This is a genomic window from Streptomyces sp. SGAir0957, from assembly GCF_043523415.1.
In genome coordinates this window covers 167,474-187,661 of the sequence record NZ_CP027293.1, presented here as the reverse complement: position 1 = coordinate 187,661, position 20,188 = coordinate 167,474, and the positions used below count along the sequence as shown (strand labels likewise).

The following is a 20,188-nucleotide window of genomic DNA, read 5'->3' as shown; positions in this document are numbered from 1 at the left end:
CCGACACGACGCGAGCGGGGCCGGCCCGAAGGCCGGCCCCGCTCGCACGCGCCCGTCGGTCAGCGCTTGACGCCCAGACTCAGCCCGTGCTCGTAGGGCAGCCCCGTAACGGTCTCCACCTCGCCGAACCCGGCCTCGCGCAGCCAGCGTTCGTAGTCGCGCGCCGGATAGGCCATGCCGCGGCCGCTCGCCAGCACGTTGAAGTAGAGCCCGAGCCGGGCGCCGAATACGCCGTCCGTCTCGTCGTCGGAGACGTTGTAGCCGTACACCATGACCCGGCCGCCCGAGGGCAGGGCGTCGTACGCCTTCTTCATCAGAAGCAGGATCGAGTCCTCGTCGAAGATCTCCAGCACATGGCTGAAGAGCACCGCGTCCGGGCCCTCGGGGAACGGGTCGGTGAACATGTCACCGGGCACCAGGCTCACCCGGTCGGGCCGCGCGCCCGCCTCGGCGTCGGAGGCGAGCCGGGAGACGCTCGGCATGTCGAACACCGTCGTCCGCAGCTCCGGATGGCGGGCGACCAGCCGCGCCGAGGTGCTGCCGTCACCGCCGCCCACGTCGAGCACGTGCCGTACGTCGTCGAAGACGGGCTGCTCGATCAGGGCGTCGACCGAGCGGAGCGTGAAGGCCGTCATCGCCCGGTGGAAGACCGCCTCCAGGGGCGGATTGCGGGACAGCCGCCCGTACAGGGTCGGCTCGTCGCCGGGGTGGGCGGCCAGGGCGGTGTTGGTACCCGCCCGCAGCGCCGTCGTCATGTCCGCGAACGCGGGGTAGTAGACCTCTTTCCAGCCGGTCAGGATGTGACTCCAGCTGTCCGGCTCCTCGTCCGCGGCCAGCAGTTCCTCGGCGACCGACGCGTTGTGGTAACCGCCGTCCCGCCGTTCCAGCAGCCCCGTCGTGCAGACCGCCTGGAGCAGGACCCTGAGCTGGTGCGCGGGCACGCCGCAGAACGACTGGATCTCCGCCGCGCTCGCGCCGGGCTTCCCGGACAGGAAGGCGAAGATCCGCAGCTCGGCCGCGGTGGTGACGGCGTTGAACAACGCTGGAGCGTTGACGAGGAAGTGGAAGCGTTCGAGGACCGGATCGTCTTCGTGGGCGGCGTTCTTCATCGTTCTCCACGGGGAAGGAAGGGCGTCGGCCGGCACGCCACGGTGGTCCGGCACGCTAGGCAACCGCGCGCCGGGCGGCAACGACGATCCCCGCCGTTACGGACACACCCCCGCCCGCGACCGGACCACGGGCCCCGCCGCCGGGCGTCGTCGCACCCGCGCCGCTCGTAACTGTGGCTCCCACCGATGCTCGGAACCCCCGCTTCTCAGCAGCATCACCCTTGCCCGCACCTGGCCGCGACGCGCCCGCGTGGACGGCCCGCGGACCTGACGGACGGCCCAGCCCGCATTGAGGAGTGCACGTGATTCCTGCGTCGTATGCGCAACGCCGGCTGTGGCTCGTGGACCGGCTGGAGGGACCGAGCGCCCTCTACACCGTTCCGCTGGTCCTGCGGCTGACCGGGCGGCCGGACGTGGCCGCGCTGCGGGCGGCGCTGCACGACGTGGTCGCCCGCCACGAGGCGCTGCGGACCCGGTTCCGCCAGGTCGACGGCGAGCCCGTGCAGGAGATCGTGCCCGTCGGCGACCTGCCCGACCTGCTCACCGAGGACGAGGTAGGGGCCGGCGAGCTGGAGGACGAGATCGGCCGCACCGCCCGGCACGTCTTCGACCTGGCCGCCGGCATCCCCTTCCACGCCCGGCTGCTGACCGTCGACGACCGGACGTCGGCGCTGGTGATCGCCCTGCACCACATCGCCGCCGACGGCTGGTCCGCCGCCCCGCTCTGGCGGGACCTCTCCGTCGCCTACGCGGCGCGGTTGAGCGGAGCCGAACCCGACGTCGCGCCGCTGCCCGTGCAGTACGCCGACTACACCCTGTGGCAGCGCGAACTGCTCGGCGACGCCGACGACCCGGGCAGCCTGCTCACCGAGCAACTCGCTTACTGGCGTGCCGCGCTGGCGGGCGCCCCCGAGGAACTCGCGCTGCCCGCCGACCGGCCACGCCCCGTCGCCTCCGCGCACGAAGGCGGGATCGTACGTCTCGACGTCCCGGCCGAGCTGCACGCCCGGCTCGCCGCACTCGCGCGGGCCGAGAACGCCACCATGTTCATGGTCTGGCACGCCGCGCTCGCCGTCCTGCTCTCCAAGCTCGGCGCCGGCGAGGACATCGCCATCGGCAGCCCGTTCGCCGGACGCGACGAGGCCGACCTCGAAGACCTCGTCGGATTCTTCGTCAACTCCCTCGTCCTGCGCACCGACGTGAGCGGCGACCCCGCCTTCACCGAGGTCGTCCGGCGGGTGCGCGGCACCGTCGTCGACGCGATGAACCACCAGGACGTGCCCTTCGAGCGGCTCGTGGAGGAGCTGGCCCCGGCCCGTTCACTGACCCGGCACCCCTTGTTCCAGGTCAATTTGACCCTGCACAACACCCCGCGGATCCCGGTCGACCTGCCCGGCCTCGAAGCCGTCGCCGACTTCGCCGGGCTCACGCTGGCCAAGTACGACCTCGACGTCCAGGTCCAGGAACGTTTCGACGAACAGGGCCGCCCCGCAGGACAGCGCGTGGAACTGCACTACAGCGCGGACCTGTTCGACCGCGCCACCGCCGAGGCGATCGCCGGCCGGCTCCTGAGCGTCCTGCGGCAGGCCGCCCGCACCCCGGACCTCCCCCTGCATGCCGTCGACGTCCTCTCGTCCGCCGAACACGAGACCCTGCTCGCCGCGGCGGGCGACACCGGGGCCCCGCCGCCCGGCGCGACCGTGCCGGACCTCTTCGCCGTCCAGGCCGCAGCCCACCCCGACGCGACGGCCGTCAGCCACGGCGCGACCGCGCTCACCTACGCCGAGCTGGACGCCGACTCGAACCGCCTCGCGCGTCACCTCGTCGCCCGCGGCGCGGGCCCGGAGACCAGGGTCGCGGTGTCGCTGGAGCGCACCCCCGCGCTGGTCACCGCGCTGCTCGCGGTCATGAAGGCGGGCGCCGCGTACCTCCCGGTCGATCCCGCGCACCCGGCCGCCCGGACCGAGGCCCTCCTCACCGACGCCGCCCCCGCCCTCCTGATCACCACCGCCGGCACGACCGCGCACACCGTCGCCGCTCCCGGCCTGCCCCGGGTCCTGCTCGACGACCCCGAGACCCGTACCGCCGTCGCTGCCCGCGACGCCGGTCCGCTCACCCAGGACGAACGCCGCGCCCCCCTGCGTCCCGAGCACCCGGCCTACGTCATCCACACCTCGGGCTCCACCGGCGCCCCCAAGGGCGTCGTCGTCGAACACGCCCAGGTGACGGCGCTGCTTCGGTCCGCCGCCGAGCGGTACGGCTTCGGCACCGACGACGTCTGGACCTGGTTCCACTCCTACGCCTTCGACTTCTCCGTCTGGGAACTGTGGGGCGCCCTGCTCACCGGCGGCCGGCTCGTCGTCGTCGACCATGACACCTCCCGTTCCCCGGCCGACTTCCACGCCCTCCTGGTCCGTGAAGGCGTCACCGTCCTCAGCCAGACCCCCTCCGCCTTCCAACAACTCGACCAGGCCGACGCCCGTCAGGACGCCGCGGCGCTCGACGCCCGCCTGCGGGTCGTCGTGTTCGGCGGCGAGGCGCTCGACCCCGCGCGGCTCACGGACTGGTACGCCCGCCACGGCGGCGACGGCCCGCGCCTGGTGAACATGTACGGCATCACCGAGACCACCGTCCATGTCACCCACCTCGACCTGGACCCCCGTACCGGCGACGCGCCCGGCACGCACGGCGGCAGCCCCGTCGGACGCCCCCTCGACCACATCCGCGTCCACGTCCTCGACGACGCGCTGCGGCCCGTACCGCCCGGCGTGCCCGGCGAGATGTACGTGACCGGGTCCGGCGTGGCCCGCGGCTATCTGGACCGGCCCGCGACGACCGCCGCGCGCTTCGTGGCCTGCCCCTTCGAACCGGGCACGCGCATGTACCGCACGGGCGACCGGGCCCGCCGCGCCGCCGACGGCACCCTCACCTATCTGGGCCGCGCCGACGACCAGGTGAAACTGCGCGGCTTCCGCATCGAACCCGGCGAGGTCGAAGCCGCACTCCTGGACCACGGGCAGATCGCTCAGGCGGCCGTCGTGCTCCGTACCGACACCCACGGCGACCGGCGACTCGTCGGCTACGTGGTGCCCCGCGACCCGGCCGACGCCACCGGCGAGCACGGCGCGGAGCTGGCGCGCCGGGCACGTGAGCACGCCGCCACGCTGCTGCCCGCCCACATGGTGCCCTCGGTCTGCGTACCGCTGGAGCGGCTGCCGCTCACCTCCAACGGCAAGCTCGACCGTGCCGCGCTCCCCGCCCCGGGCCGGGAGAGCGCCACCGGCGGCGGACGCGGCCCCGCGACCGCGCGTGAGGAGACGCTCTGCACGGCCTTCGCCGACGTCCTGGACCTGCCCTCGGTCGGGGCCGACGACGACTTCTTCGCGCTCGGCGGCCACTCCATGCTCGCCGTACGCCTGCTCGACCGCCTCCGGGCCGAGGGCGTCCGCGTCGACATGCGGACCCTGTTCACCGCCCCGACGCCCGCCCGGCTCGCCGCGGCGGCGGGCGCCGAACCCGTACGGCTTCCCGAGGGCACCGTCCCGCCCGACGCCACCCGCCTCACCCCGGACATGGTCCCCCTCGCGGGCCTCACCGAGGACGAACTGCGCACCGTCACCGACGCCCTGCCCGACGGCGCGGCAGGTGTCGCCGACATCTACCCCCTCGGGCCGCTTCAGGAGGGGCTCTTCTTCCACCACCGGCTCCACGCCGGGACGGCCATCGGAGACGGCACCGGAGGAGGTACCGCGGGAACCACCGACGACGGCGACCCCTACGTCGTCCGCTACGTCCTGGCCTTCGACACCCCGCGGGCGCTCGACTCCTTCCTCGCGGCCCTGGCCCAGGTGATTGAGCGGCACGACGTCCTGCGCACCTCCCTGGCCTGGACGGGCCTGCCGCACCCCGTGCAGATCGTGCACCGGCACGCCGAACTGCCCGTCACTGAAACCGACCTGGGGGAGGGGCCGGACCCCGTCGAACGCCTCCTGGCCCACGACGGCGAGCCGCTGGACCTGTGCCGCGCCCCGCTGATGGACGCCAGGACCGCCACCGAACCCGGGACCGGCCGCAGGTTGCTCGCCCTGCGCATGCACCACATCACCCAGGACCACACCACGCTCGACCTTGTGCTGCGCGAGGCCACCGCCGTACTCGCGGGCCGGGGCGAAAGCCTGCCCACGCCACGTCCCTACCGTGACTTCGTCGGCCGCGCACTGCTCAGCACGCCCCCCGAGGAACACAGCGCCTACTTCGGCCGGCTCCTCGGCGACGTCACCGAACCCACCGCCGCCTTCGGCGTACTGGAGGGACGGGGCGACGGAAGCGACGTCACGGAACACCGCACCGTCCTCGACGCACCGGTGGCGGCCCGGCTGCGCGCACAGGCCCGGCGCGCCGGAGTGAGCGCCGCGACCGTCCTGCACGTCGTGTGGTCGCGGGTCCTCGCCGCCGTGTCCGGACGCGACGACGTCGTCTTCGGCACCCTCCTCCTCGGCCGTATGCAGTCCGGCGAGGGCGCGGGCGACGTGCCCGGCCTCTTCATCAACACCCTCCCGGTCCGCGCCCGCACGGCGGGGACCGACGTCGGCGGGGCGCTCGACGCGATGCACCACCAGCTCGCGGAGCTCATGGTGCACGAACACGCTTCGCTCGCCGTCGCCCAGCGCGCGGGCGGAGTGCGGGCGCCCGCACCGCTGTTCACCGCCGTGTTCAACTACCGGCACAACGCCTCGGGCGGCCCCGGCACGGTCCTGCCGCCCGGCACGGAACTCCTTGCCTTCCGGGAGCGCACCAATTACCCGCTGCTCGTCTCCGTCGACGACGACGGGCAGGCGCTCGCATTCGACGTCCAGGCGGCCGCCCCGCTCGACCCCGCACTCGTCTCCCGGCTCCTTCACGCCACCACCGAGCGCGTCGTCGACGCCCTCGAACACGCGTCGGGCACCCCGCTGGCCGACCTCGACGTCCTCCCCGACGCCGAGCGGCACCGCATCCTCACCGAGGGGAACGGCACCGGGCGCTCCGACGCGGACCGTACCCTCGTCGACGTCTTCGCCGACCGCGCGGCAGCCACCCCGCAAGCCGTCGCGCTCACCTACGACCACGACGACGCACCCGAGGAGCTGGACTACGCCGGGCTCGACGCCCGCGCCAACCGGCTCGCCCGTCACCTGATCGGCCGGGGCGTCGGCCCGGAGGACCGGGTCATGCTCCTCCTGGACCGGTCGCCGGACCTCGTCGTCGCGCTCCTCGCGGTCCTCAAGTCCGGTGCCGCGTACGTCCCCGTCGACCCGGACCAGCCCGCCGAACGCATCGCCCACCTGTACGCCGACGCCGCCCCTGCCGCCGTCCTCACCGGCACGGCCCACGCCGCGTCCCTGCCCGCGTCCGTCGCCGCGCCGATCGTCGTGGACGACCCCGCTGTCCGCTCCGCCGTCGCGGCGCACGCACCGGAGCCGATCACCCAGGACGAGCGGACCAGTCCGCTCCGCCCCGCCCACCCGGCGTACGTCATCTACACCTCCGGCTCCACCGGCACCCCCAAGGGCGTCGTCGTCCCGCACTCCGGCGCGGTCAACCTCCTCGCGTTCCGCTGGCCCGGCCTGACCGCCGAGAGCCGTCTGCTGCAGTTCGCCTCGATCGGCTTCGACGTCGCGACCTGGGAGATCATGACGGCTTTCGCCGCCGGGGCCCGTCTCGTCGTCGCCCCGGCCGCCCGGCTGCTGCCCGGCGCGGGACTCGAGGACCTCGTCGCACGCCACGCGGTCACCCACCTGCAACTCCCGCCGACCGTCCTCGGCATGGTCACCGACGACCACCGGCTGGCCTCCGTGCGCACGCTGCTGGTCGCGGGCGAGGCCCTCGGCCAGAGCCTCGTGGACCGCTGGGGCGCCGACCGCTGGTTCGGCAACGCCTACGGCCCGACCGAGATCAGCGTCATCGCCGCCGCCGACGGCCCGCTGCGGCCCGGCGCCGCCCCGACCATCGGCCGCGCCCTGCCCGGCGTCCGCCTGTACGTCCTGGACGCCCGGCTGCGTCCCGTCCCCGACGGCGTCGACGGCGACCTGTACGTCGCGGGCGCCGGTGTGGCGCGCGGCTACGTGGGCCTGCCCGGCCTCAGTGCCGAACGCTTCGTGGCCGACCCCTACGGTGCCGCCGGCACCCGGATGTACCGCACCGGTGACACCGTGCGCCGCACCTCCGACGGCCGCCTGCTGTACGTCGGGCGCACCGACGACCAGGTCAAGATCCGCGGCTTCCGCATCGAACCGGGCGAGATCGAGACGCGGCTCACCGAGCACGAAGGCGTCGCGCACGCCGCAGTCGTCGCCCGGGACGACGTTCCCGGCGCCCTGGGCGACAAGCGCCTCGTCGCCTACGTCGTGCCGAAGGAGCCCGGCGACCCCCGCGCCGCCGGACTCTCCACCGTGCTGCGCGACCACCTCGCGGCCCGGCTCCCGGCCCACCTGGTGCCGTCCGCGTTCGTGGCCCTGGAGCGGCTGCCGCTGTCGGTCAACGGCAAACTCGACCGGGCGGCGCTGCCCGTCCCCGACCCGGCCGCCGACGCCGGTGCCGGGCGCCCCGCGGGCACGTACGAGGAACTGATCTGCGCCGCCATGGCACAGGTCCTGGGCGTGCCCCGGGTCGGTGCGGACGACGACTTCTTCGCGCTCGGCGGCCACTCGCTGCTCGCCGTCCGCCTGGTCGGCCGTGTCCGTGCCGTACTGGACGTCGAGATCCCCGTGCACGCGGTCTTCGAGGACCCCACGGCCACGCGACTGGCGGCACGGATGGGGGAGTGGACGGGCGCGCGGGCACGTCCGGCGGTGGTGGCGGGGGTGCGGCCGGAGCGGTTGCCGTTGTCGTACGCGCAGCGTCGGTTGTGGTTCGTGGACCGGTTGGAGGGTGCGAGCGCGCTGTACAACATTCCGTTGGTGGTGCGGTTGTCGGGGCGTATTGATGTGGCGGCGTTGCGTGCGGCGCTGGGTGATGTGGTGGCGCGTCATGAGGCGTTGCGGACGCGGTTCCCGCAGGTGGAGGGGGAGCCGTATCAGGAGATCGTGCCAGTGGACGAGGCGCGGGTGGAGTGTGCGGTGGTGCCGGTCGCGGCCGGTGAGCTGGAGGGGCGGATCGAGGAGTTCTCCGGTCACGTCTTCGACCTGGCCAGTGAACTCCCCCTTCGAGCAACGCTGTTGACGCCGGGCGAAGACAGCTCCGTCCTCGTGCTGGTCGTGCACCACATCGCCGGTGACGGCTGGTCCCTGGCACCCCTGTGGGGTGACCTGTCCGCGGCCTACATCGCACGCCGGGCCGGTCACGCCCCCGCCTGGGCACCGCTGCCGGTGCAGTACGCCGACTACGCCCTGTGGCAGCGCGACCTGCTGGGCGACGCGGCCGACCCCGAGAGCCTGCTGGCGGAGGAGGTCACGCACTGGCGCGCGGCGCTGGAGGGTGTGCCCGCGGAGCTGTCCCTCCCCACCGACCGGCCGCGGCCGTCCGTGGAGACGCACCGGGGCGCGGCCGTACCCGTCCGGGTTCCGGCCGATCTGCACGCGCGACTGGCACGCCTTGCGCGCTCCGAGGGCGTGACGATGTTCATGGTGTGGCAGGCGGCGATGGCCGCGCTGCTGTCGCGCCTCGGCGCGGGCGAGGACATTCCGCTGGGCAGCCCCGTCGCGGGCCGTACCGACGACTCCCTCGGCGATCTGGTCGGGTGCTTCGTCAACACGCTCATCCTGCGCACCGACGTGTCCGGCGACCCCGCCTTCACCGACCTGCTCGGCCGGGTCCGCCGGGACACGCTGAGCGCCCTGCACCGGCAGGAAGTCCCGTTCGAGCGGCTGGTGGAGGAACTGGCGCCGCCCAGGTCGATGGGGCGTCACCCCTTCTTCCAGACCGTCCTCGAAGTGCAGTCCACCCCGCTCCTCGTCCCGGCACTGGACGGAGCGGCCGTGGAGGTGCTGCCCCACACGGTCCGCGACGCCAAGTTCGACCTCGACCTGCAGGTCGCCGAGGACTTCGACACCGAGGGCCGCCCCGCCGGTATGGAGGGCCAACTCGTCTACGCGGCCGACCTCTTCGACCACTCGACCGCCGAGGCCCTGACCGCCCGGCTGGTGCGCGTCCTCGACGCCGTGGCCGACGCTCCGGAGCGGCCCGTGCACACCGTCGACGTGCTCGACGAGGCCGAGCGGCGGCGGGTGGTGGGGGAGTGGTCGCGGCGGCAGCCGGAGATCGCAGGCCCTGACGCCCGGGTCTTCGTCCTCGACGAGCACCTCATGCCGGTGCCGCCCGGCGTCGTCGGAGCGCTCTACACCACCTGCGACGCGTCCGAGGACGCCACGGTCGTCTGCCCGTTCACCGAGGAGGAGTCCGTCATGCGACCCACCGGCGCACAAGCCCGCTGGGACGACGAGGGCCGCGTACACATCGTGACGCCCGACCCCGACCCCGCCCCCGACGCCGAGGCCGCACCGGAGCCGGACGCCCGGCCGTCCGATGCCCTCGCCCGGCGCGGCACGGGGCTGCGCGAGGAACTGCTCCGCTCCGTCTTCGCGCAGGTGCTCGGCGTGCGGGAGGTGGGCCCCGACGACGACTTCTTCGCCCTCGGCGGCCACTCCCTGCAAGCCGTGCGCCTTGTCAGCCGCATCCGGGCCGTCCTCGGCGTCGAACTGCTCATCCGGGATCTCTTCGAGACACCGACCATCGCCGGACTGGCCGCCCTGCTGGACGAGAAAGTAGGCGCTCAGGCGCGTCCGGCGGTGGTGGCGGGGGAGCGGCCGGAGCGGTTGCCGTTGTCGTATGCGCAGCGTCGGTTGTGGTTCGTGGACCGGTTGGAGGGTGCGAGCGCGCTGTACAACATTCCGTTGGTGGTGCGGTTGTCGGGGCGGGTTGATGTGGTGGCGTTGCGTGCGGCGCTGGGTGATGTGGTGGGGCGTCATGAGGCGTTGCGGACGCGGTTCCCGCAGGTGGAGGGGGAGCCGTATCAGGAGATCGTGCCGGTGGACGAGGCGCGGGTGGAGTGTGCGGTGGTGCCGGTCGCGGCCGGTGAGCTGGAGGGGCGGATCGAAGAGTTCTCCGGTCACGTCTTCGACCTGGCCAGTGAACTCCCTCTTCGGGCAACGCTGTTGACAACCAGCGAGGACAGCTCCGTCCTGGTGCTGGTCGTGCACCACATCGCCGGTGACGGCTGGTCCCTGGCGCCCCTGTGGCGCGACGTTTCGACCGCCTACGCGGCCCGCCTGTCGGGGAAGGCCCCGGACTTCCCGCCGCTGCCCGTCCAGTACGCCGACTACGCGCTGTGGCAGCAGCGGTTGTTCGGCGAGGAGGACGCCGCCGACAGCCGGCTCGGCGCGCAGGTCGAGCACTGGCGGGCCGCCCTCGACGGCGTCCCCCACGAGATCGCCCTGCCGTTCGACCGGCCCCGGCCGGAGAGGCCCGGACGCGGCGGAGGCTGGGCCGACATCGAGGTCCCCGCCGATCTGCACGCGCGGATGGCCGCCCTGGCGCGCTCCGAGGGCGTGACGATGTTCATGGTGTGGCAGGCGGCGGTGGCCGTGCTGCTGTCGCGCCTCGGCGCGGGCGAGGACATTCCGCTGGGCAGCCCCGTCGCGGGCCGTACCGACGAGTCCCTGGAGGACCTGGTCGGGTTCTTCCTCAACACCCTCGTGCTCCGCACCGACGTGTCCGGCGACCCCACCTTCACCGACGTGCTCGCCCGGGTCCGCACGACGGCCCTGGACGCCCTCGACCACCAGGACATCCCCTTCGACCGCCTGGTGGAGAAGCTGGCACCCGCCCGCTACACCGACCGTGTCCCGTTCTTCCAGGTCCTGGTCGCCGTGCAGAACATGCCGCAGGCCCACGTCACGCTGCCCGGCCTCGACGTCGACGCGGGGCCCGGCAAACCCACCACGGCCAAGGTCGACCTCGACGTCCAGGTCGTCGAACTCCACGACGAGGACGGCGCGCCGAGCGGCATGGCAGGCGGTCTCACCTACGCCACCGACCTCTTCGACCACTCCACCGCCGAGACCCTCGTCGCCCGGCTGCTGCGCGTCCTGGAGGCCGCCACCGCCGACCCGGCCCGGCCGGTCTCCCGTATCGACGTCTTCGACCCCGCCGAGCGGCGGCGCCTGCTCACCGAGTCGAACGGAGCCCGCAGCGACACCCTGGCGCTCACCGTCCCCGAACTGTTCGCCATCCGCGCCTCCCGCGCGGCGAAGGCCGTCGCTCTCGACACCGGGGCCGGACCGGTCACCTACGGAGAGCTGGACGCCCGCTCCAACCGGCTCGCCCACCACCTCATCGACCTCGGCGTCGGCCCGGAGAGCGTCGTCGCCGTCGTGATGGACCGCTCCCCGGACGTGGTCACCACCTTGCTGGCCGTCCTCAAGGCGGGCGGCGCCTACCTCACGCTCGACCCCGCCCAGCCCGCCGCCCGCACCGCCGACATGGCCGCCCGCAGCGGAGCCGAGGTGTGTCTGGCCGACGCCCGGTACGCCGAGGAGGCGCGCGGCGTGTTCGCCACCGTCGTCGTCGCCGACGAGGGGGACGACGCATGGGCCGACCGGCCCGCGGGCACCGTCGCCGGACGCAGTCTGCCCGACCAGCTCGCCTACACCATGTTCACGTCGGGCTCCACCGGCGAGCCCAAGGGCATCGGCATCACCCACCGCGACATCGTGGACCTCGCGGGCGACCGCTGCTGGCAGTTCCCCGGCACCGCCCGCGGCATGTTCGCCGCGCCGCACACCTTCGACGGCTCGACCGTCGAGGTGTGGGTACGGCTGCTGACCGGCGGCACCCTCATCGTCACCCCGCCCGGCCGGACCGACGCCGCCCGCCTGCGCTCCCTCGTCGCCGACCACGGGCTCACCCACGCCCACCTGACAGCGGGTCTGTTCCGGGTCATCGCCGAGGAGGACCCGGCCGCGTTCGCCGGCGTCCACGACGTGCTCACCGGCGCCGACATCGTCCCCAAGGAGGCGGTCCGCCGCGTCCTGGAAGCCGCCCCCGGCATCACCGTCCGCAGCAGCTACGGGCCGACCGAGGCGACCGTCATCGCCACCCAGATCCCCCTCACCGACCCCGACGCCCTCGGCGACACCGTGTCCATCGGCCGCGCCATGGACAACACGAGCGTGTACGTCCTCGACGACAGCCTCGAACCGGTCCCGGTCGGCGTCGCGGGCGAGGCGTACATCGCGGGTGCCGGACTCGCCCGCGGCTACGTGGCCCGTCCCGGACTCACCGCCGAGCGGTTCGTGGCCTGCCCGTTCGACGTCCCCGGCGCCCGCATGTACCGCACCGGCGACATCGTGCGCCGACGCGCCGACGGCGCCCTCGAGTTCGTCTCACGGGCCGACGACCAGGTGAAGATCCGCGGCTTCCGCGTCGAGCCCGGCGAGGTCGAGAAGCTCCTGGCCGGACACCCCGCCGTCGCCCAGGCCGTCGTCACCGTCCGCGAGGACACCCCGGGGGACAAGCGCCTCGTGGCCCACGTGACCGCGGCGCCCGGCGAAACCCTCCCGGACGTCCGCGAGTTCGTCGCCGGACGGCTGCCCGAGTACCTGGTGCCGGACGCCGTCGTCGTACTGGACCGGCTGCCGCTGACCGCCAACGGCAAGGTGGACCGGGCGGCCCTGCCCGCCCCCGAGGCCGTGGGCACCGAGGCGTCGCGCCGGCCGCCGTCGCTGCGCGAGGAACTCCTCTGCTCCGTCTTCGCACAGGTCCTGGGCGTGCCCCGGGTCGGTGTGGACGACGACTTCTTCGCCCTCGGCGGCCACTCCCTGCTGGCGGTGCGCCTCGTCAGCCGTATCCGCAGCGTCCTCGGCGTCGAGATCCCCGTGCACGAGGTCTTCGAGACGTCCACCGTCGCCGGTCTCGCCGTGACCGTCGAGGAGGCCGGTTCCAGCGGCGTGCTGCGGCCCGCCCTCGTCGCCGCCCCCCGGCCCCGCCGGGTGCCGCTCTCGTACGCCCAGCGCCGCCTGTGGTTCGTGGACCGGCTCGAAGCCGCCGGGCCGCTCTACAACATCCCGATCGCGCTGCGGCTGACGGGCACGCTCGACACCGGCGCGCTCCGGGCGGCCTGGACCGATCTGCTCACCCGGCACGAGAGTCTGCGCACCCGGTTCCTGCACGCCGACGGCGACCCGTATCAGGACATCGTCTCCCTCGACGACTTCCCCCCGTACTTCGCCGTCGAGTCCGTGGACCGCGACGAGCTGGACGCCCGCGTCGACGAGGCCGCCGGCCACGTCTTCGATCTCACCGCGGGACCGCCCGTACGGGCCACTCTCCTCGACGTGGACGGACCCGACACGGACGAGGCCGTCCTTGTCCTGGTCACGCACCACATCGTCGCCGACGGCTGGTCGATGGTCCCGCTGCTGCGCGACCTGTCCGCCGCGTACACCGCCCGCCGGGCGGGCCGCGCACCGGACTGGGAGCCGCTGCCCGTGCAGTACGCCGACCACACCCTGTGGCAGCGCGAGCTGCTCGGTGACGGCGACGAACCCGACAGCCTCCTCGCAGGCCAGGTCGCCTTCTGGCGGGACGCGCTGAGCGGCAGCCCCGAGGAGTTGAACCTGCCCACCGACCGGCCGCGGCCCGCGGTGGCGAGCCGCGAAGGCGGCTGGGTTCCCATGAGCGCCCCCGCCGACCTGCACGCACGCCTGACGGAACTCGCCGTCGCCCAGGGAGCGACCACCTTCATGGTGTGGCAGGCGGCGCTCGCCGTCCTGCTCTCCCGGCTCGGCGCCGGCCAGGACATTCCCATCGGCAGCCCCGTGGCGGGCCGCACCGACGAGGCCGCCGACGACCTGATCGGCTTCTTCGTCAACACCCTCGTGCTGCGCACCGACCTCTCCGGCGACCCGACCTTCACCGAGGTGCTCGGCAGGGTCCGCAGGTCGGCCCTGGGCGCCCTGGGCCACCAGGACGTCCCGTTCGAGCGGCTGGTGGAGGAGCTGGCACCGACGCGGTCCCGCGCCCGCCACCCCCTCTTCCAGATCCTGCTCGCCGTGCAGAACGTGCCCTCCGCCTCCATCGACCTGCCGGGCCTGCAAGTCGAGGCGCTCCCCACGGAACTGGGCCGCGCCAAGTTCGACCTCGACCTCCACGTCGCCGAACAGTTCGACGACGAGGGAGTGCCCGCCGGGATCGACGGCGGCATCACCTACGCCGCCGACCTCTTCGACCGTGCGACGGTCCAGTCCCTCATCGACCGTCTCCTGCTCGTCCTGCGGGCCGTCGTCGCCGACCCCGCCCAGCGCGTCCGTGACATCACCCTGCTCGACCCCGCCGACCACCACCGCGTCCTCACCGGGTGGAACCGCACCGAACGGGCCGAGCCGGCCGCCACCGTCCCCGACCGCTTCCGGATCCAGGCCGCCCGTACGCCGGACGCCCCCGCCCTGGTCGCCGACGACGCGCGGATGACGTACGCCGAACTCGACGCCGCCTCCGACCGGCTCGCCCAGTACCTGACCCGGCACGGCGCGGGCCCCGGGCGCCTCGTCGCCGTCGCCATGGAACGGTCGCCGGAGACGATCACCGCGCTCCTCGCCGTCCTGAAGACCGGCGGCGCCTACCTCCCCGTCGACGTGGGCTACCCCGAAGCCCGTATCGAACTGATGCTGCGCGACGCCGCGCCCACCGCCCTCCTCACCACCACCGGCATGGCCGACCGGCTGCCCGCGGCAGCCGGCGGGCCGCCCCGCATCGTCCTCGACGACCCCTCGACCCGCGCCGCGGTGGCCGCGCAGGACGCCGTGCCCACGGCCACCCCCGCGCACCTGGACTCCGCGGCCTACACCATCTACACCTCCGGCTCCACCGGCACCCCCAAGGGCGTCGTCGCCACCCACCGCGCCGTCGACCGGCTGGTCCGCCCCGCCGACTACGCCGACCTGCGCGAGGGCGACGTCGTCTCCCATCTCGGGTCGGTCTCCTTCGACTCCACCACGTTCGACATCTGGGCCACGCTGCTCAACGGCGCCACCCTCGCCGTGGGACCGGCCGGCTCACCGTCCGTCGCCGACATCCGCGACTACCTCGCCCGGCACCGGGTCACCGTCGCCCTGCTCCCCACGGGCCTGCTGCACCAGGTGATCGACCTCGACGTGGAGGCGCTGAGCGGCGTCCGCTCCGTCCTGACCGGCGGCGAGGCGCTCTCCGTCGAGCACTGCCGGGCCCTGTTCGACGCCCTGCCCGGCACCCGCCTGATGAACGGCTACGGGCCCACCGAGAGCATCACCTACACCCACACCCACCCCGTCACCCGCGAGGACGTCGACAGCGGCCGGGCGATCCCGCTGGGCCGGCCGCTGGCCCGCACCCGCGCCTACGTCCTCGACACCGCCCTGCGGCCCGTCCCCGTCGGAGTCCCCGGCGAGCTGTACATCGCGGGCGACGGCCTCGCCCGCGGCTACGCGGGCCGTCCGGGCCTGACCGCCGAACGGTTCACGGCCTGCCCGTTCGAGGACGGCGGCGCCCGGATGTACCGCACCGGCGACCTCGTGCGGTGGCGGGCCGACGGCGTCCTGGAGTTCGTCGGCCGTGCCGACGACCAGGCCAAGATCGGCGGTTTCCGCGTCGAGCCCGGAGAGGTGGAGGCCACCGTCTCCGCCCACCCCGACGTGGCCCAGGCCGTGGTCGTCGTCCGCGAGGACACCCCGGGCGACAAGCGCCTTGCCGCCTACGCCGCGCCGGCGGACCCGGCCGTGGCGGGCCGTGAACTGGCCGACCGCATCCGGCAGTTCGTCGCCGACCGGCTGCCGGACCACCTGGTGCCGCCCTTCGTGACCGTCCTGGACCGGCTGCCGCTCACCCCGAACGGGAAGGTCGACCGGGCGGGCCTGCCCGTCCCCGACCCGATGGCGGCGGTCAGCGTCGCACGCGGCCCGGCCACCCCGTACGAGGAGCTGCTCGGCGTCGTCTTCGCCGACGTGCTGCGCCTGCCCCGCGTCGGCGTCGACGACGACTTCTTCGCCCTCGGCGGGCACTCCCTGCTCGCGGTCCGGCTGGTCAGCCGTATCCGCGCCGTGCTGGGCGCCGAGACGTCGGTGGCCGCGGTCTTCGAGAACCCGACCGTGTCAGGGCTTGCCCGTCAGCTGACCCGGGCCGAGGGCCGGGCCAGGCCCGCCCTGGTGCCGAGGGAGCGGCCTGCCGTGGTGCCGGTCTCCTACGGGCAGAGCCGCCTCTGGTTCGTGGACCGTATCGAAGGGCCCAACCACCTCTACAACATCGGCCTCGTCCTGCGTCTCACCGGCGATCTCGACCCCGAGCTGCTGCGGACGGCCCTCGCCGACGTCGTCGCCCGGCACGAGAGCCTGCGCACCACCTTCCCGCTGGTCGACGACGAGCCGTGCCAGCACATCGTGCCCGTCGGCGAGGCGGCCGTGGAGCTGCCGGTCACCGCCGTCACCGAGGAGGAACTGGCGGGCCATCTCGACGGGCTCGCCACCCACTCCTTCGACCTGGCCCGCGAACTGCCGCTGAAGGCCGCCCTGTTCTCCCTGCGGCCGGGCGAGTGGGCGCTCTCGGTCACCGTCCACCACATCGCCGGCGACGGATGGTCGATGGGCCCGCTGTGGCGCGACCTCTCCCATGCCTACCGGGCCCGCGCCGCGGGACGCGCCCCGGAATGGGAGCCGCTGCCCGTCCAGTACGCCGACCACACCCTGTGGCAGCGCGACTTCCTCGGCGACGCGGACGACCCCGACAGCGTGCTCGCCACGCAGGTCGCCCACTGGAAGGAGCGGCTGCGGGGCGCGCCCCAGGAACTCGACCTCCCCACGGACCGGCCCCGTCCGGCGGTCTCGGACCACCGGGCAGGACTGGTGCCGCTGACTGTCCCGGCGCCCCTGCACGCACGGCTGGCGGAACTCGCGCTCGGGCAGGGCGTGACGATGTTCATGCTGCTGCACGCGGCGGTCGCGGTCCTGCTCTCCAAGAGCGGCGCCGGCCGGGACATCGTGATGGGCAGCCCCGTCGCGGGCCGCACGGACCAGGCCCTGGACGACCTCGTCGGCTTCTTCGCGGGCACCCTCGTGCTGCGCACCGACCTCTCCGGCGACCCCGACTTCCTGGAACTCCTCGACCGGGTGCGCACGACCGGCCTGGACGCCTTCGAGTACCAGGACGTCCCCTTCGAGCGGCTTGTGGAGGAGCTGGCCCCCGCCCGCTCCATGGCCCGCAACCCGCTGTTCCAGGTGATGCTCGCCGTGCAGAACAACCACCGGGGCACGCTCAGTCTGCCCGGTGTCCAGGTGCGCGAGGAGCCGACCGGAGCGCTGACGGCCCGGTTCGACCTCGACTTCGAGGTCCGGGAGAGCTTCGACGAGTCCGGCGCGCCCGCGGGGCTCGACGGCGAGGTCGTCTACGCCACCGAGCTCTTCGACCGCTCCACCGTCGAGACGCTCACGGCCCGGCTCCTGCGGGTCCTGGAGACGGTCGCCGCCGACCCCTCGCTGCCGGTGACCCGCGTCGGGCTCCTCGACGACGCCGAACGGCGGCGCGTCACCGAGGAGTGGAACGACACCACTGGCCCGCTCCCCGACGACACCCTCGCCGAGCGCTTCGCGGCGCAGGCCGCCCGCACCCCCGACGCCGTGGCACTGGTCCGCGACGGCGCCGAGATCACCTACGCCGAGCTCGACGAGCGCTCCGACCGGCTCGCCCGGCATCTGATCGGCCTCGGCGCCGCCCCGGAGACCCTGGTCGGCGTGGCCCTCGACCGGTCGGTGGACCAGATCGTCGCGCTGGTGGCCGTCGTGAAGACCGGCGCCGCCTATCTGCCCGTCGACCCCGGCCAGCCGCGACACCGTACCGACCTCGTACTCACCGACGCCTCGCCGGTCCTCGTGCTGAGCACCGTGGAGACCACGGCCCGGCTCGGCGGCACGGAGGACGGCACACCGGCGCGGTGGATCGACCTCGACGGGCCCCTGGCCGACGCTCTCCGGGGCGGCCCGGCCCCCGCGCCGGTCACCGACGCCGACCGCGGCACACCGCTGCGGCCGCACCATCCGGCCTACGTGATGTACACCTCCGGCTCCACCGGCACCCCGAAGGGCGTCTGCGTCCCGCACCTCGGCGTGGTCAACCAACTGGCCTGGATGCAGGACGAGTACCGCCTCGAACCGGCCGACCGCATGGTGCAACGGGCGTCGTTCGGCTTCGACGCCTCGGTGTGGGAGATCTTCTGGCCGCTGCTCAACGGCGCGGCGGTGGTCCTGAGCGGCCCCGGCGCCCACCCGGACCCCGCGTACCTGGCCTCGCTCATCGAACGGGAACGGGTGAGCGTCGCCCAGTTCGTCCCCTCCGTGCTGCGGGCGTTCCTCGATGGCGGCGCCGCCGAGCGGTGCACCGGCCTGCGGACGATCCTCTGCCTCGGCGAGGCGCTCCCGGCGGCCGTGCGCGACCGCGTCCGGGAGACCCTGGGCGTACCGCTGCGCAACCTCTACGGCCCCACGGAGGCGTCCATCGCCGTCACCGCCTGGCCGTGCGACACCGACCAGGACGGCGACACCGTGCCCATCGGACGCCCCCTGCGCAACATCAGGGCGTACGTCCTCGACGACGGACTCCTGCCCGTGCCGCCCGGCACCGCCGGCGAACTGTACGTCGCCGGTGCGGGCCTGGCCCGCGGTTACCTGGGCCGCCCGGTGCTCACCGCCGAGCGCTTCGTCGCCTGCCCGTACGGACCGGCGGGCGAGCGGATGTACCGCACCGGCGACATCGTGCGCTGGAGCGCCGGGGGCCACCTGGAGTTCCTCGACCGCGCGGACGACCAGGTGAAGATCCGCGGCTTCCGCATCGAGCCGGGCGAGGTCGAGGCGGTCCTGGCCACCCACCCGAAGATCGCCCAGGCGGCCGTCGTCACCCGTGAGGACCCGGGCGGCGAACCCGCCCTCGTCGGCTACCTCGTCCCGGCGGTCGCGGACGACGACGGGGCGGACCTGGTGAGGCAGGTGCGCGAGTACCTGGCCGACCGGCTCCCGGAACACCTGGTGCCGCCGGTCCTCACCCCCCTCGACACGCTGCCGCTCACCCCCAACGGCAAACTCGACCGGGCCGCGCTGCCCGCCCCCGACTACACCGCCCTCGCGACCGGCGGCCGGGGCCCGCTCACCCTGCGCGAACAACTGCTGTGCTCCGTCTTCGAGCAGGTGCTCGGCGTCTCACCCGTCGGCGTCGACGCGAGCTTCTTCGCCCTCGGCGGCCACTCGCTGCTCGCCGTACGGCTCGTCAACCGCATCAAGGTGGTCATCGGCGCCGACGTCCCGGTCCGGGCCGTGTTCGAGGCGCCCACCGTCGCGGGCCTGCTGGCCTGGATCGCCCGCGAGGGACGGCAGGGGAGCGCGGACGTGCTCGTGCCCATGCGGGCGTCGGGCGACCGGCCGCCGCTCTTCTGCGCCCACACCGTGCTGGGCCTCGGCTGGGAGTACGGCTGGCTCACCGACGCCGCCCCGGGCGACCAGCCGCTCTACGCCCTGCGCCCCCGTGGCATGGACACCGGCGCGACGGAACTGCCCGACTCGCTGGCCCGGATGGCCGCCGACTACGTCGCACAGATCCGCACCGTGCAGCCCACCGGCCCCTACCACCTGCTCGGCTGGTCCTTCGGCGGCAACGTCGTCCAGGAGATGGCGGCCCAGCTCCAGGACGCGGGGGAGGAGGTGGCCGCCCTGATCCTCCTCGACTCCAGCCCCGTGGACGGCCCCGCCACCGCCGAACAGCGGGCGGGCTTCGCCGAACAGGAGGAGACGGTGGCGGGCGCGCTCACCGGCGAGGAGCACGAGGCCTACCTCCGCATCGTCCGGAACAACACCCGCATCCTGCTGGCGCACCGGACCCGGAAGACCACCGGCACCCTGCTGCTCGTCTCCGCCGACTCCGAGACGAAGGCAGGCCTGTGGCGCCCCTTCGTCTCCGGCGAGATACGGGAGCACACGCTCGACTGCGCCCACCGCGAGATGCTCCTGAACCCGGACGTCGTCCGACAGATCTGGTCCCTCGCGGCGCGCGAACTGACCCCGACCGACACCGCACCGGGCCAGGCGTGACGC

General features: G+C 73.9%; 2 protein-coding genes. One reads left to right on the top strand and one right to left on the bottom strand.

All coding sequences use genetic code 11. The features are described from left to right. Positions 1 to 59 precede the first annotated feature (59 nt). Positions 60 to 1,109, bottom strand: a complete 1,050-nt coding sequence (locus tag C1N81_RS06470) for a methyltransferase (protein WP_394427655.1) — start codon at positions 1,107 to 1,109, stop codon at positions 60 to 62. A 302-nt stretch (positions 1,110 to 1,411) separates the two neighbouring features. Here C1N81_RS06470 and C1N81_RS06465 point away from each other — a divergent pair, with 302 nt between their 5' ends. Beyond that, positions 1,412 to 20,185, top strand: coding sequence for a non-ribosomal peptide synthase/polyketide synthase (locus tag C1N81_RS06465; RefSeq protein WP_394427654.1), 18,774 nt, complete (start codon positions 1,412 to 1,414; stop codon positions 20,183 to 20,185). Positions 20,186 to 20,188 lie beyond the last annotated feature (3 nt).